This is a genomic window from Pseudonocardia sp. HH130630-07 (assembly GCF_001698125.1).
GTDB lineage: Bacteria > Actinomycetota > Actinomycetes > Mycobacteriales > Pseudonocardiaceae > Pseudonocardia.
In genome coordinates this window covers 2,699,997-2,713,726 of sequence record NZ_CP013854.1, presented here as the reverse complement: position 1 = coordinate 2,713,726, position 13,730 = coordinate 2,699,997, and the positions used below count along the sequence as shown (strand labels likewise).

Genomic DNA, 13,730 nt, shown 5'->3' with positions numbered 1-13,730 from the left:
CTCAGACGTTGCCGCGCCGCTCCTGCTCGCGCTCGATTGCCTCGAACAACGCCTTGAAGTTGCCCTTGCCGAACCCGAGCGACCCGTGCCGCTCGATGAGCTCGAAGAACACCGTCGGCCGGTCACCGACCGGCTTGGTGAAGATCTGCAGCAGGTAGCCGTCCTCGTCGCGGTCGACGAGGATCCCGCGCGACTGCAGCTCCGAGATCGGCACCCGGACCTCCCCGATCCGGGCCCGCAGCTCCGGGTCGGAGTAGTACGCGTCCGGGGTGTCGAGGAACTCCACACCCCGGGCCCGCAGCACGTCGACGGTGCCGAGGATGTCGTTCGTGGCCAGCGCGAGGTGCTGGGCGCCGGGGCCGCCGTAGAACTCCAGGTACTCGTCGATCTGCGACTTGCGCCGGCCGGGGGACGGCTCGTTGAGCGGGAACTTCACCCGGTGGTTCCCGCTGGCCACGACCTTGCTCATCAGCGCCGAGTACTCGGTCGCGATGTCGTCGCCGATGAACTCCGCCATGTTGGTGAAGCCCATGATCCGCCGGTAGAAGTCGACCCAGTCGTCCATCCGGCCCAGCTCGACGTTCCCGACGACGTGGTCGAGGGCCTGGAACAGCCGCGCCGGGGCCCCGTCCGGGCGCACCACGGTGGAACTGCGGGCGACGTAGCCGGGCAGGTACGGGCCGCGGTAGCCCGACCGGTCGACCAGGGTGTGCCGGGTCTCGCCGTAGGTGGCGATCGCCGCGGTCCGGACGGTGCCGTGCTCGTCGGTGCGGTCGTGCGGCTCGAGGAGCACCGTGGCCCCCTCGGCGCGCGCGTGCGCGATGCACCGGTCGACGTCGGGGACCTCGAGCGCGATGTCGACGATCCCGTCACCGTGCCGGCGGTGGTGGTCGGCGATCGGGCTCGCCGGGTCGACCGCGCCGCGCAGCTCGAACCGGATCGCGCCGGAGCGCAGCACGTAGGCGTGGTGGTCCCGGTTGCCGGTCTCCGGACCGGAGTAGGCGACCAGCTCCATCCCGTAGACGGCCTGGTAGACCAGCGCGGCCTGGGCGGCGTTGCCGACCGCCCAGACGACGGCGTCCCACCCGGTGACCGGGAACGGGTCGCGCGAGTCGTCGTGCTCCACCAGGCCGACCAGGCGCTGCAGCTGCTCGGCGGCGAGCTTCTCGGAGTCGGTGAGGACGTTCATCGCGGTGCTCCTCCGGTGAGTGTGCGGACGGCGACCCGTTCGGCCGCCTCGACCGTCGTCGTCGCGTGCTCGCGGGCGTCGGCGAAGACCGCGGCGAGGGTGTCGCCGATCGCCAGGGTGCGCTCGGTGACCCGGCCGGCGTCCCAGCCGAGCACCTCCCGCCCGACCAGGTGGATCGCGCCGCCGGCGTTCGCGACGAAGTCCGGGGCGTAGGTGATGCCGCGGCGGCGCAGCACGTCCGCGGCGACCGGGTCGGCGAGCAGGTTGTTCGCCGCGCCGGCGATCACCGCGCAGGGCACCTCCCGCGCCGTCGCGCCGTCGAGCAGGCCCCCGGTGGCACACGGGACGAGGACGTCGCACTCCCGGGTCAGGACGTCCGCCGGACCGACGACCTCGGCTCCGAACGTCTCGGCCGCGGTGGCGCAGCGGGCCGGGTCGACGTCGGTCACGATCAGCTTCGCGCCGGCCTCCGCGGCGTGCCGGGCGACGCCGGAGCCGACGGCGCCCAGCCCCTGGACCAGCACCCGCAGGCCGTCGACGCCGTCCAGGCCCGCCTCGGCGGCACCCGCGCGGATCGCGGCGAAGACGCCGAGCGCGGTCGCCGGGGCGCTGGTCCCGGGGCCGCCGGCCGCCGTGGACCGGCCGAACGCGTGCGGGGTCAGGGTGCGCAGCGTGTCCATGTCGGCGGAGTTCGTCCCGACGTCCGGCCCGGTGGTGTAGTTCCCGCCGAGCAGGTTCAGGTTCGCGGCGTGCAGGGCGAGGATCCGCTGCCAGGTGGCGTCGTCCAGGGCCGCCCGGGGCGCGGGCAGCGCGATCACCGACTTCCCGCCGCCCATCGGCAGCCCGGCGACCGCCATCTTCAGCGTCATCGCCCCGGCGAGGCGGCGGGCGTCGGCGACGGCGTCCGCCGGGTCCGGGTAGACCATGGCGCGGGTCCCGCCGGAGGCCGGGCCGAGCCGGGTGGAGTGCACGCCGATCACGAACCACGCCCCGGTGTCCGGGTCGTGCCGGACCGAGGTCAGTTCGCCGTCCCACTCGGGTAGTGCCATGCCGCGCCTCCGTTGCCGCCCGCCGGTGTGCAACGAGGACACTCCGGCCGCCCGGAGCTGCGCAAGTGGTCCATCTGCAGCTGGCCGGATCCGCCAGATCGACCCGGCACGTCCGGGCACCGGCTGTGCTCCGGGGACAGCAGGACGGTCCCGGCGAACGTGAGCAGACCGATGGTGCGTCGATCCCGCACGGCGGGTACACCTGGGACCTGCACGTACGGAAGGAGGCCGCCGATGGACACGCTCACCGGCGCCGTCGGCAACGCCTGCGTGAGCACGGCGATGCACACCTTCCCAAAGACCTGCGGCCCGGCCACCACCGTCGCGCAGGCTCACGGCTTCTTCGCCAACCCCAAGGTGCACGCCCTGCTGGTCGTCGACGACGGCGAGCTGGTCGCGGTGGTCGAGCGCGCCGACCTGGCGGACGACGACCGCCCCGGTGCACCGGTGGCCCCGGCCGGGACGCTGGCCGGCCGGGTCGTCGCGCCGGGCGACGACCTGCAGCGGGCCCGGGACGCGATGTCGGTCACCGGCCGCAGGCGGCTCGCGGTGGTCGCGGACGGGCTGCTGGTGGGCCTGCTCTGCCTCAAGCGCTCCGGGCGCGGGTTCTGCTCCGACGCGGGTGTGCAGGCCCGGATCGACGAGCGCGCGGCGCTCGCCGCGCGCGGGGGCTGAGCGGCCCGGTCCCCCGGTGGATCAGGTGCTGGCCGGCGTCCGGCGGGCGGCGATCGAGTAGGACAGCGCCTTGCGCAGGCCGGGCAGCTCGGCGTCGACCCGCTCGGTCAGCGCGCGGGCGGCCTGCTTGTGGGCCCGCAGCTCCCGGCGCCAGAACACCGTGCTCACGTGACCCTCGATCGCGATGACGGCGAGCGCCGCGTCCCCCAGGTCGGCGGTCGCCGGATCGCGGTCCTCCAGCACCGGCGCCCGGACCCGGTCGCGCAGTGACCGCAGCGCGCCGGGGTCGGCGATCCCGATCCGATGGGTCGGGAACACCAGCAGCATCCGGCGGCGCTCGGCCGTGATCACCCCGTCGGCGGCCAGCTGCTCGCGCAGCCCGCCCTCGGCCCGGTGCCAGTTCCGGTCCACGACACCGAACCAGCGACGCGGACGGTCGGCGGGGACGGCGTCGAGGACGTCGGCCAGGAACGGGTCGAGCGACCCGGCCGACGACGTCGCGGCGGCCGCCGTCCGGACGGCCTTCCCGTCCCGGTCCTCGACCAGGCCGGCGATCCGCAGCTCGGCGACGGCGGCGGCACGCAGCAGCGGGCCGCGCACCAGCGCGCTGTTGGTGTCGAGCTTCGCCTTGCCGGCGTCGTGGCTGAGCAGGAACAGGCGGTGCGGCAGCGGCAGGGTCACGTCGGGTCCTCCTCGGTCGTCTCCGGTCCGATGATCTTCGCGGCCCGGACGAGCGCATCGAGCTGGGCGGAGTTGTAGACGTCCTTCATCGCCCGCAGCGCCGTCGTCGTCGCGAAGCGCTCCCCGCGCGGTGCGTCGGAGTGCAGGTCACGCAGCCCCGGGTGCGCCTTCAGGACCGCCTGCAGCTGCGGCGCCATCTCCTCGGCGACGGACTGACGCTCGTCGTCCGGCGCGTCCTCGGTCAGCCGGTCGAACCGGTCGTCGACGGGGTTGCGCGGGGAGTCCTGAAGCATGTCGAGGTAGACCTGCAGGCTCTGCTCCCCGAGCACCCGGGTCATCACGACCGCCATCGACCGGTCGGCCTCCGACATCCCCTGCGGGTCGAGCGATCCCAGCTCCGCGGGCAGGTCGGTCGACACCGACTGGCGCAGGATGAGCCCGAGTTCCACCCGGGCCCGCTGGAGCCGGTCGATGGTCTCGGCCAGCTCGGCGTCGAGGGTCCGCAGCGCCTCCTCGGGATGCTGGTCCTCGTCACCCATGGCCTCGATCTGGGCCAGCGAGAATCCCAGGTCGGTGAGCCGCTTGATGCGCAGCAGCCGGACCAGGTGCGACACCCCGTACTGCTTGTAGCCGTTCGTGCGCCGCTCCGGCTCGGGGAGCAGCCCCACCTCGTGATAGTGCCGCACCGCCCGCAGGCTCGTCCCGGCGAGCTCGGCGACCTCCCTGGTGCTCCAGGCCACGACTGTCCTCCCCCTGTCTCGGTACGGACAGTCGACACCGTGCCGCTACGGCATGGTCAAGACGGGACCCGGACGTGTCGGACCGGTCTCAGATCAGCAGCTCGTCGACCCCGAGCCGGCCGGTCGGTACCGCGGACCGGCCGGTGCCCCGGCGCCCCGGGAAACCGAGCGCGAAACACCAGCGGACGTGCCACCCCGGCCCGATCCCCAGCAGCCGCCCGGCCCGCTCGACGTTCCGTTCCGGGTAGACGGTGGCCGGGCAGCACCCGAGCCCGGCCGCCGCCGCGGCGAGGACGACGCTCTGCGCCACCCGTCCGAGGTCGAAGTCGGTGTCGCGGCCGCTGTCGTCGGGCGCGAGGAGGACGAGCACGCAGGGGGCCGCCGCCAGGTGCGCGGCGAACGCCCCGAGCCGCGCCAGCCCGGACCGCGTCGGCCCGTCGGCGACGATCCGGAACCGCCACGGCTGGCGGTTGCGGGCCGACCCGGTCCGGCGCGCGACGTCGACGAGCCCGCGCACTGTCTCCTCGGGCACCGGCCGGTCGGTGAACGTACGCACCGCCGGCGCCGCCACCAGACGACACAGGTCCGCGGGATCGATGCCGGGCACGGCCGGACGCTACCGCGCCGCAGCCACACCACCGCCACACCACCGCCACACCACGGCCACGCCGCCGCGCCTCAGCCGCAGCCCAGCACACTCGATCGCCGGACGACAGCCGCGCCGTCGCATCATCACAGCCACGCCGCCACGCCACCGGCACATCGCCACCGGCACATCACAGCCACTCAATGCCCACGCCACGCCACGCCACGCCACAGCCGCCACACCCCGACCCCGATGCCACTGACGGGCCGGAGCCGGACGCAGCCACGTCGGGGCCGGATGCGCACCCGGCACCCGCCGGCGCCCCGCAGCGCGGTCCGGCCCCTTCCCGGCCCGGCCCGGCCCGCGCCAGGCCACCGTCGCCACATCGACGTCGCGTTCCGCGGAACGCGACGGCTGCCCGTGGGTGGACGGCCCCGACGCGGATCCGCACGACCCGCGCCACCGCGGTAGGACACGGCCCGGCGACACGGCCCGGCGCGGTTCGACGGCCGGGCCGACGCGCCCAGGACCGACCGGTGTCCCGGTGGACGACCCCGTGAGCGTTCCGCGGAACGCTCACGAACCGCACGTTCCGCCGCGCCGTCCCCGGCGACCGCGTTCCACCGCGGCCTGCGTTCCGCGTTCCGCGGAACGCACCGCGCCGTCCCGGCGGACACACCCGCGACCTACGCGTCCCGCCGAACGCACCGCGGCCATCGCGTTCCGCCGGACACACCGCGAGTCACGGTTCCGCGGAACGCGCCACGCCCGTCACCTCCCACCCGCCGGACGGACACACCCGCGCCCACCGCGTTCCGCGGAACGCACCGCGGCCATCGCGTTCCGCCGGACACACCGCGAGTCACGGTTCCGCGGAACGCGCCACACGCGTCACGTCCCACCCCGCCGGACACACCGCGGCCCGCGAGTTCCGCGGAACCGTGCGTTCCGCGGAACGCGCCCGGCGTCGTTCCGGCGTCGTTCCGGCTCCCGGAAGCGGTGGCGGTGGGCACCGCCCGGGCGGCTCGGGCCAGGGGCCGTCCGGAGCGGTCCGTCGCCACCTCGGGCAGCAGATCGGGCCGTTCCGGCACCAACGTTTCCACCCGAAATCCCGTGATCTAGCGTTGCGCCCCACGGCTCGTGCGAGGTGGGACGAGCCGGTGGCGGAGCAGGGGAGCGCATGACCACGACGAACCAGCAGCCCGACTTCTCGCACGAGGAGGAGGGCTACCACAAGTCGCTCGGCAAACGGCAGCTACAGATGATCGCCATCGGCGGCGCGATCGGGACCGGGCTGTTCCTCGGTGCCGGCGGCCGGCTGGCGTCGGCGGGACCGGCCCTCGTCCTCGTCTACGCGGTGTGCGGGTTCATGGTCTTCCTGATCCTGCGGGCGCTGGGCGAGCTGGTGCTGCACCGCCCGTCGTCCGGGTCGTTCGTCTCCTACGCCCGCGAGTTCTACGGCGAGAAGGCCGCCTACGTGGCGGGCTGGCTGTACTTCGTGAACTGGGCGTTCACCTCGATCGTCGACACGACCGCGGTGGCGCTCTACATGAAGTACTGGGCGAGCTTCTCCGCGGTGCCGCAGTGGCTGATCGCGCTGGTGGCGCTCGTCGTGGTGCTCGGCGCGAACCTCGTGTCGGTGAAGCTGTTCGGCGAGATGGAGTTCTGGTTCGCCATGGTGAAGGTGATCGCGCTGATCGCCTTCCTCGTCATCGGCACCGTGTTCCTGGCCGGCCGGTTCCCGATCCAGGGCCAGGAGACCGGCTTCTCGGTGATCACCGACAACGGCGGGCTGATCCCGAACAGGGTGCTGGCCGCGGTCGTGCTCACCCAGGGAGTCGTGTTCGCCTACGCGGCGACCGAGCTCGTCGGCACCGCGGCCGGGGAGACCGCCGAGCCGGCCAAGGTGATGCCCCGCGCGGTGAACTCGGTGATCCTGCGGATCGCGGTGTTCTACGTCGGGTCCCTGGTGCTGCTGTCGCTGCTGCTGCCCTACACCGCCTACAAGTCGGGTGAGAGCCCGTTCGTGACGTTCTTCGCCTCGATCGGCATCCCCGGCGCGGGCACCCTGATGAACCTGGTCGTGCTCACCGCGGCCCTGTCGAGCCTCAACGCCGGGCTGTACTCCACCGGCCGCATCCTGCGGTCGATGTCGATGAACGGGTCCGCACCCGAGTTCACCGGCCGGATGAACCGGCAGGGCGTGCCCTACGGCGGCATCGCGCTCACCGCGGTGATCACCCTGCTCGGCGTGGTGCTGAACGGCATCGTGCCCGAGCAGGCGTTCGAGATCGTCCTGAACATCGCCTCGATCGGCATCCTCGCCAGCTGGGCGACGATCGTGCTCTGCCACGTCCGGTTCGTGCGCTGGACCCGGGAGGGCTTCCTGGAACGCCCCTCGTTCCAGCTCCCGTTCTCGCCGTGGAGCGGCTACGTGGTGCTGGTGTTCCTGGCCGCGGTGGTCGTCCTCATGGCGTTCGACTACCCGGTCGGCACGTTCACCGTCGCCTCCATCCCGGTGCTGGCGATCCTGCTCGTCATCGGCTGGTTCGCGGTGCGCGGACGGGTGCTGGCCGCGGCCCGGGAACGGTCCGGGAACACCGGCCACTTCCCGGTGCGGGCGGACCGGCGGCGCCGGGACTGAGCCGATCGACGCAGGAGTGGAGCCGGTGGTCGGGATCGAACCGACGACCTACTGTTTACAAGACAGTTGCTCTACCACTGAGCTACACCGGCAGGTGATCCCAGCCTAACGCCGTCCCTCCGGCGCAACCCCCCGGCCCGCCCGTCCGTCGAACGGTGTGAGCTCCACCGAGCCCCCGGCGCCCCGTCCCGGGGCGCCCCTAGCCTGGTGGGGCACGCACGGTACTGACAGGGCTGCTTCACGGAGGTGACGGGGACCGTGGCCGAGGACAGGCCGACGGCCGACCGGTTCGCACGCCGGTTGCGCGGTGCGCTGCGCCGCGACGCCAAACGGCTGCTCACCCCGGGGCCGTCGACGGTGCCGATGCTGATGCTCGGCCCGCAGGTCCCCGACGACGCGCAGGTCCAGCAGGTGCTCGACCTGTGCATGCGGATCGGCGAGATCGAGCTGTCCTCGGGCGAGTCGGTGGACGAGGTCACCGCGACCATGCTGCGGCTGGCGAACGCGGCCGGGTTGCCCGCCGTCGACGTCGACATCACGTTCACCTCGATCACGATGTGCTGCCACCGCGGCAACGCGGCGCACCCGGTCACCACGATGCGCCTGGTGCGCTACCGCACCCTGGACCTCTCCCGGCTCGCCGAGACCGAGCAGGTGGTGCGCGAGCTGGAGGCCGGGAAGCTCGACGTCCGGGCGGCGTCGGCCCGGGTGTCGGAGGTCGTGCGCACCCCGCACCCGTACCCCCGCTGGATCGCGACGGCGGGCTGGGCCGGCCTGGCCGCCTCGATCGCCCTGCTGCTCGGTGGCGGCCCGATCACCGCGGTCGCCGCGTTCGTCACCACGGCGATCATCGACCGGGTCGGGCGGCTGCTGTCGCGGTGGGGCATCGCCGCGTTCTTCCAGCAGGTGCTCGGCGGCTTCCTGGCGACGGGGTCAACGATCCTGCTGATCTCGGTGGGCCTGTTCCCGGCCGGGACCCGGCCGTCGTTCATCGTGGCCGCGGGGATCACCGTGCTGCTGTCCGGGCTGAGCGTGGTCAGCACCGTGCAGGACGCGCTGACCGGCTACTACCTCACCGCGGCGGCCCGGATCGTGGAGATCTCGCTGCTGTCCGCCGGGTTGCTTACCGGCGTCGTCCTCGGCCTGCAGCTGGGGTTCCAGTTCGACGTGCGGCTGGAGGTTTCCGGGGACCTCCCGTCCAGTGTCGGCCAGTTCGGGCTGTCGGTCCTCTCCGGTGCACTGGCCGCGGCGTTCTACGCGCTCGCCGGGTACGCGCCGCTGAAGTCGCTGCCGATCGCGGGCGTGGTCGGCGGGGCGAGCTGGACCGTCTACGGCCTGCTGACCCAGGTGTTCGCGGTCGGGCCGGTGCCGGCGACCGGGGCCGCGGCGCTCGTCGTCGGTCTCGCGGCCGGCCTGCTGCGCCGGGGCACGGACACCCCGCCGATGGTCGTCACGCTCGCCGGTGTCACCCCGCTGCTGCCCGGCCTGGCCGCCTACCGGGGCTTCTACCAGCTCGCCGTCGTCCAGGGCGTGTCCGAGGGGCTGGTGACGATCACGGTCGCGCTCGCCACCGGGCTCGCGCTGGCCGCGGGGGTGGCGCTCGGCCAGTTCGTCACCCGGCCGCAGCGGCGGCCGGAGGAGCTGCCGTCCAGCGAGAGCGTCCCGCCCGGCGCGACCCTCGTGCCGGCAGCGCCCAGCACCCCGTCCGTCACCCAGCCCACCGAGCTGCCCGACGACACGGCCCCGGCCGCCGATCCGAAGTAGGGTCGGGCGCGGGCCCGGGACGAGCCCTGGCCCGGGTGTCGAGGAGGGCATGTGACCAGCGGCGAACCGGTGACCGGGGCGGATCTCGTGGTGGTGGCCAACCGGCTGCCGGTGGACTACGAGGAGCGTCCCGACGGCAGCAGCGGCTGGAAGCGCAGCCCCGGCGGCCTGGTCACGGCGCTGGAACCGACGCTGCGGGCCCGGGAGGGCGCCTGGGTCGGCTGGCCCGGCGTGCCCGACGTCGACGTCGACCCCCTGGTCGAGGACGGGCTGTCCCTGCACCCGGTCCGGCTGTCGGCCAAGGAGGTCGAGGACTACTACGAGGGCTTCTCCAACGGGACGCTGTGGCCGCTCTACCACGACGTCGTCGCCCAGCCGCAGTTCCACCGGCACTGGTGGCGCGCCTACACCGACGTCAACCAGCGCTTCGCCGAGGAGGTCGCGAAGGTCGCCGCGCACGGCGCGACGGTCTGGGTGCAGGACTACCAGCTCCAGCTGGTGCCGGGGCGGCTCCGGGAGCTGCGGCCGGACCTGCGGATCGGCTTCTTCCTGCACATCCCGTTCCCGCCGGTCGAGCTGTTCCGCCAGCTCCCGTGGCGGACCAGGATCATGGAGGGCCTGCTCGGCGCGGACCTGGTCGGGTTCCACACCGACGGCGGCGTGCGCAACTTCCACTGGCTCGCCCAGGAGCTGGCCGGTGCGGTGCCGGACCGCGATCCCGAGGTGGTCCGGGTCGGTGACCGCCGGGTGCGCCTGGGCGCGTTCCCGATCTCGATCGACTCGCAGCGGCTCGACGAGCTGTCCCGGGAACCGGAGGTCGTCGAGCGGGCCGCCGGGATCCGCGCGGAACTGGGCAACCCGGCGCGGATCGTGCTCGGCGTGGACCGGCTGGACTACACCAAGGGCATCGACGTCCGGCTGCGGGCGCTGCACGAGCTGCTCCAGGAGGAGCGGGTCACCGTGGACGACGTCGTCATGATCCAGCTGGCCACGCCGTCACGGGAGCGGGTCGAGCACTACCGGCAGATGCGCGACGAGATCGAGCTGTCGGTCGGCCGGATCAACGGCGAGTACTCCCGGGTCGGTCACCCCGCGGTGCACTACATGCACCGCTCGCTGCCCCGCGAGGAGCTGTCGGCGTTCTTCCTCGCCGCCGACGTCATGCTCGTGACCCCGCTGCGGGACGGGATGAACCTGGTCGCGAAGGAGTACGTGGCGAGCCGGCACGACGAGGGCGGCGTGCTCGTCCTGTCCGAGTTCACCGGCGCCGCGATCGAGCTGACCAGCGCGTTGCTGGTGAACCCGCACGACACCGACGGGGTGAAGGAGGCGCTCTACGCGGCGCTGACGATGAACCCCGAGGAGGGCGCCAAGCGGATGCGGACGCTGCGCCGCCAGGTCCTCGACCACGACGTCGACCGCTGGGCCCGCTCGTTCCTGGAGGCACTGGGCGTGAAGGTCGCGCAGTGAGCACCGGGGACCTGCACGCCCAGCTGGACCGGCTCGGCCCGGCGGGCTCGCTGCTCGTCGCCCTCGACTACGACGGCGTGCTCGCGCCGCTGGTGGACGACCCGTCGGCGGCCCGGCCGCTGCCCGCGGCGGCCGACGCGGTGCGCCGGCTCGCCGGGGCGGACCGGACCCGGGTCGTCATGGTGTCCGGCCGCGGCCGGGACGACCTCGCCGCCGTCTCCGGCTTCGGGCCGCCGGTCGGCCTCGTCGGCAGCCACGGCGCCGAGTTCGACGACGATCTCGCCGCGCTGCTCGGCCGGACCGGGCTGCTGACCGAGGCCCAGCAGCGTCGTCGCTCGGCGTTGCTCGACGGCCTGCGCGAGCTGGTCGACGCGGCGCCCGGTGCCCGGCTGGAGACGAAACCGGCCGGTGCCGCCGTGCACGTGCGCGGGATGGACCCGGCCGCCGGGACCGCGCTGCTGGACCGGGTCCGCGCCGAGTGGGTGCGCGACGGCGCCGGGGGCGCTGCGGACACCGAGGCGATCGCCGGCAAGGACGTGCTGGACATCGCCGTGCTGACCACGACCAAGGGTTCCGCCGTCGCGGCGCTCCGGGAGGCGCTCGGGGCCGATCTCGTGCTCTTCGCCGGTGACGACGTCACCGACGAGACCGTCTTCGGCACCCTGCACGACGGCGACGTCGGCATCAAGGTGGGCGACGGCGACACCGCGGCCGGCTTCCGGGTCGGCGAGCCGGCCGATCTCGCCGCGTTCCTCACCCGGCTCGCCGACGCCAGGGACCCCGCGGGCGCCGGGCACCCCGACGGCGCAGGGGACTGAGACCCGGTCAGCGCGGCGGGCCCGGGGCCGGGTCCGCCGCCTCCAGCACCTCGACCGGGTCGCCGGTCCGGATCTCGGCACCGGGGTTGTCCGGGATGAGGTTCATCCCGAACCAGACACCCTTGTCGAACCGCCGGTGCCGGGCGAGCGTCACCATCGGCTCGCGCCCCTTCACCGCGGACACCGGGTCGACGGTGGTGAACACGCAGCGGGCGCAGCCCTTGACCGCCCGGAACTCGGCGTCGCCGATCCGGATCCGCCGCCAGCCGTCCTCGGCCCACGCCGGGGCCCCGGAGACGACGACGTTCGGGCGGAACCGGCTCATCGACAGCGGGCCCTCGCCGGCGTTCGGGCCGGTCGCCACCAGCGCGTCCAGCGCTTCGAGGCTATCGGTGGCGGTGAGCAGCAGCGGGTAGCCGTCGGCGAAGGAGACCCGGTCACCGGGCCGGGAGAACTCCGGGTCCGACGGCCTGCGGTCCGGGTCGTCGAGGTGCACCAGCCGGGCCGGGGCCCCGAGCAGCTCGCCGAACCAGGCGTCGGCCCCGGCTCCGGCCGGCACGCCGGCGGTGTCCCACCGGTGCACCCGCACCGGCACCGGCCCGACCACCGCGGGGTCGGGCTCGGCGACCCGCAGCGTGGGCAGGCCCGGCCCGTCGATCTCCAGGCCGCCGTCGACCGGGCGCGGCACGGCCAGCACCAGCCGCGGGTGGGTGCGACCGGTGAGCATCCGCCCGTCGCCGGCGGAGACGACCATCCACCGCCGGTCCCCCGCGAGCCCGGCCCGTTCCACGACCGCGTGCTGCAGGTCGTCCCCCCGGCACGACTTGACCGGGTACCGGTGCAGCCCGGTCAGCTCCACCGCACCGTCACCATCCGGAGAAGAACTCCCCGGACTGCCGCAGTGCCCGGGTGGTGTGCCCCACGACCAGCTCGGTGGGCAGCACGACCCGCTCCGGGGAGTTCCGCTCACCCCGCTCCAGCAGCAGCCTCCCGGCCTCCAGACCCTTGGCCCGGAACGGCTGGCGGACCGTGGTGAGCCCGGCCCGCGCGGCGTCCGGGACGCCGTCGAACCCGGCCACCGAGAGGTCTTCGGGCACCCGCAGTCCCCGCCCGCGGGCCGCGTCCAGCGCGCCGAGCGCGAGGATGTCGGAGGTGCACACCACCGCGGTGGTCCGGGGGTGGGCGTCGAGCAGCGCCCGCGCGCCGTCCGCACCGGCCTCCAGGGTGTGCTCGTACCGTTCGATGACGGGGACGTCGGCCCAGTCGACACCGGCCTCGGCGAACGCCTCGCGCAGTCCGGCGAGCCGCTCGCGCTGCACGCTGTAGGAGCTGGCCTCCTGCCGGGCGGGATCGGCCGGCCCGTCGTGCCGGGTGCCCAGGCGCATGCACAGCACGCCGACCCGGCGGTGCCCCAGCTCCACCAGGTGCCTGCCCAGCGCGAGGGTGCCGGCGCGGTCGTCCACACAGACCCGGTCGACGCCCTCGACGTCGGCCGGCTGGTCGCACACCACGGTCGGCACCGGCCGCTGCAGCACGGCCTTGAAGTGCGGGTCGTCCTCGCTGACCGAGTAGACGACGAAGCCGTCCACCCCTGCCTGGTAGACGGCGTCGACGTCGGAGTTCTCGGGGCTCACCGGGATCAGCAGCAGGCCGGTCCCCGCCTTCTCGCACGCCAGCGCGAGACCCTCCAGGAAACCGGTGGCCCCCGGGTCGCGGAAGGCGTAGCTCAGCGCCTCGGTGAGCAGCAGCCCGACGGCTCCGGCGCGCCGGGTGCGCAGCGAGCGGGCGACCGGGTCCGGGCCCGGGTACCCCAGCCGGCGGGCGGCCTCCAGGACCCGCTCGCGCAGCGGCGCGGAGAGCTGGTCGGGCCGGTTGTACGCGTTCGACACGGTCGTCCGGGACACGCCGAGCTCCGCCGCCAGCGACGCCAGCGTCGCCGGACGACGCTGGTGCAGGGGACCGGTCATCCTCCGAACCGTAGCCAAGTGGTCACCGGGGTGAAAGACCGCCCTGGCCGGCGGTGGACACGTCACATCCCGCGACCGTGCCGGGCACGCGCGTACGACTGTAGAGTGAATTGAGAACGATTTTCGATAAAGTTATGCCGATACGTT

At 73.9% G+C, this 13,730-nt stretch carries 12 protein-coding genes and 1 tRNA gene; 5 read left to right on the top strand and 8 right to left on the bottom strand.

Going from position 1 to position 13,730, the window contains the following annotated elements; all coding sequences use genetic code 11:
• Nucleotide 1 precedes the first annotated feature (1 nt).
• Nucleotides 2-1,189 carry a 4-hydroxyphenylpyruvate dioxygenase gene (gene hppD / locus AFB00_RS13240; protein WP_068797483.1) on the bottom strand — a complete coding sequence of 396 codons (1,188 nt, stop codon included), beginning with the start codon at nucleotides 1,187-1,189 and terminating at the stop codon, nucleotides 2-4.
• Complete coding sequence (locus AFB00_RS13235) at nucleotides 1,186-2,238, bottom strand: Glu/Leu/Phe/Val dehydrogenase dimerization domain-containing protein (protein WP_068797482.1); 1,053 nt, start codon at nucleotides 2,236-2,238, stop codon at nucleotides 1,186-1,188. The genes hppD and AFB00_RS13235 overlap by 4 nt, the downstream gene beginning before the upstream one ends.
• A 234-nt stretch (nucleotides 2,239-2,472) precedes the next feature.
• Between AFB00_RS13235 and AFB00_RS13230 the strand changes: the two genes are divergently transcribed.
• Nucleotides 2,473-2,913 carry a CBS domain-containing protein gene (locus AFB00_RS13230; protein WP_068797481.1) on the top strand — a complete coding sequence of 147 codons (441 nt, stop codon included), beginning with the start codon at nucleotides 2,473-2,475 and terminating at the stop codon, nucleotides 2,911-2,913.
• Nucleotides 2,914-2,934: 21 nt separating this feature from the next.
• Here the strand turns inward: AFB00_RS13230 and AFB00_RS13225 are convergent, their stop codons facing one another.
• The 3 genes from AFB00_RS13225 to AFB00_RS13215 all read right to left on the bottom strand — a co-directional run bounded on the left by AFB00_RS13225 (nucleotide 2,935) and on the right by AFB00_RS13215 (nucleotide 4,941).
• Nucleotides 2,935-3,594 carry a GOLPH3/VPS74 family protein gene (locus AFB00_RS13225; protein WP_068797480.1) on the bottom strand — a complete coding sequence of 220 codons (660 nt, stop codon included), beginning with the start codon at nucleotides 3,592-3,594 and terminating at the stop codon, nucleotides 2,935-2,937.
• On the bottom strand, nucleotides 3,591-4,334 hold the full coding sequence (locus tag AFB00_RS13220; RefSeq protein WP_068797479.1) for a MerR family transcriptional regulator: 744 nt from the start codon (nucleotides 4,332-4,334) through the stop codon (nucleotides 3,591-3,593). The genes AFB00_RS13225 and AFB00_RS13220 overlap by 4 nt, the downstream gene beginning before the upstream one ends.
• 88 nt (nucleotides 4,335-4,422) lie before the next feature.
• Nucleotides 4,423-4,941, bottom strand: a complete 519-nt coding sequence (locus tag AFB00_RS13215; RefSeq protein WP_231974367.1) for a nitroreductase family protein — start codon at nucleotides 4,939-4,941, stop codon at nucleotides 4,423-4,425.
• Nucleotides 4,942-6,100: 1,159 nt separating this feature from the next.
• Between AFB00_RS13215 and AFB00_RS13210 the strand changes: the two genes are divergently transcribed.
• Nucleotides 6,101-7,564, top strand: a complete 1,464-nt coding sequence (locus AFB00_RS13210; protein WP_068797478.1) for an amino acid permease — start codon at nucleotides 6,101-6,103, stop codon at nucleotides 7,562-7,564.
• Between the two features lie 17 nt (nucleotides 7,565-7,581).
• Here AFB00_RS13210 and AFB00_RS13205 read toward each other — a convergent pair.
• Nucleotides 7,582-7,656, bottom strand: a tRNA-Thr gene (locus tag AFB00_RS13205).
• Nucleotides 7,657-7,822: 166 nt separating this feature from the next.
• Between AFB00_RS13205 and AFB00_RS13200 the strand changes: the two genes are divergently transcribed.
• Genes AFB00_RS13200 through otsB form a run of 3 tightly spaced genes read left to right on the top strand, consistent with a single transcriptional unit; the run spans nucleotide 7,823 to nucleotide 11,616 of the window.
• Nucleotides 7,823-9,328: a threonine/serine ThrE exporter family protein gene (locus AFB00_RS13200; protein ID WP_083276029.1), complete on the top strand. Its 1,506-nt coding sequence runs from the start codon at nucleotides 7,823-7,825 to the stop codon at nucleotides 9,326-9,328.
• A gap of 51 nt (nucleotides 9,329-9,379) precedes the next feature.
• Entirely contained in the window at nucleotides 9,380-10,798 is a 1,419-nt protein-coding gene (locus AFB00_RS13195) for an alpha,alpha-trehalose-phosphate synthase (UDP-forming) (RefSeq protein ID WP_068797477.1), read from the top strand.
• The gene (otsB, locus tag AFB00_RS13190; RefSeq protein WP_231974365.1) at nucleotides 10,795-11,616 is read left to right on the top strand and encodes a trehalose-phosphatase; all 822 of its coding nucleotides are present in this window, start codon (nucleotides 10,795-10,797) and stop codon (nucleotides 11,614-11,616) included. Before AFB00_RS13195 ends, otsB begins: the two co-directional genes overlap by 4 nt.
• 7 nt (nucleotides 11,617-11,623) lie before the next feature.
• Here otsB and AFB00_RS13185 read toward each other — a convergent pair whose 3' ends face one another.
• The gene (locus AFB00_RS13185; RefSeq protein ID WP_068797476.1) at nucleotides 11,624-12,475 is read right to left on the bottom strand and encodes an MOSC domain-containing protein; all 852 of its coding nucleotides are present in this window, start codon (nucleotides 12,473-12,475) and stop codon (nucleotides 11,624-11,626) included.
• Between the two features lie 7 nt (nucleotides 12,476-12,482).
• Nucleotides 12,483-13,583, bottom strand: a complete 1,101-nt coding sequence (locus AFB00_RS13180) for a LacI family DNA-binding transcriptional regulator (RefSeq protein ID WP_068797475.1) — start codon at nucleotides 13,581-13,583, stop codon at nucleotides 12,483-12,485.
• Nucleotides 13,584-13,730: the final 147 nt, after the last annotated feature.

Coding starts and splice junctions, on each gene's coding strand:
- hppD (WP_068797483.1), bottom strand. CDS start 1,189: ATGAACGTCCTCACCGACTCCGAGAAGCTCGCCGCCGAGCAGCTGCAG.
- AFB00_RS13235 (WP_068797482.1), bottom strand. CDS start 2,238: ATGGCACTACCCGAGTGGGACGGCGAACTGACCTCGGTCCGGCACGAC.
- AFB00_RS13230 (WP_068797481.1), top strand. CDS start 2,473: ATGGACACGCTCACCGGCGCCGTCGGCAACGCCTGCGTGAGCACGGCG.
- AFB00_RS13210 (WP_068797478.1), top strand. CDS start 6,101: ATGACCACGACGAACCAGCAGCCCGACTTCTCGCACGAGGAGGAGGGC.
- AFB00_RS13180 (WP_068797475.1), bottom strand. CDS start 13,583: ATGACCGGTCCCCTGCACCAGCGTCGTCCGGCGACGCTGGCGTCGCTG.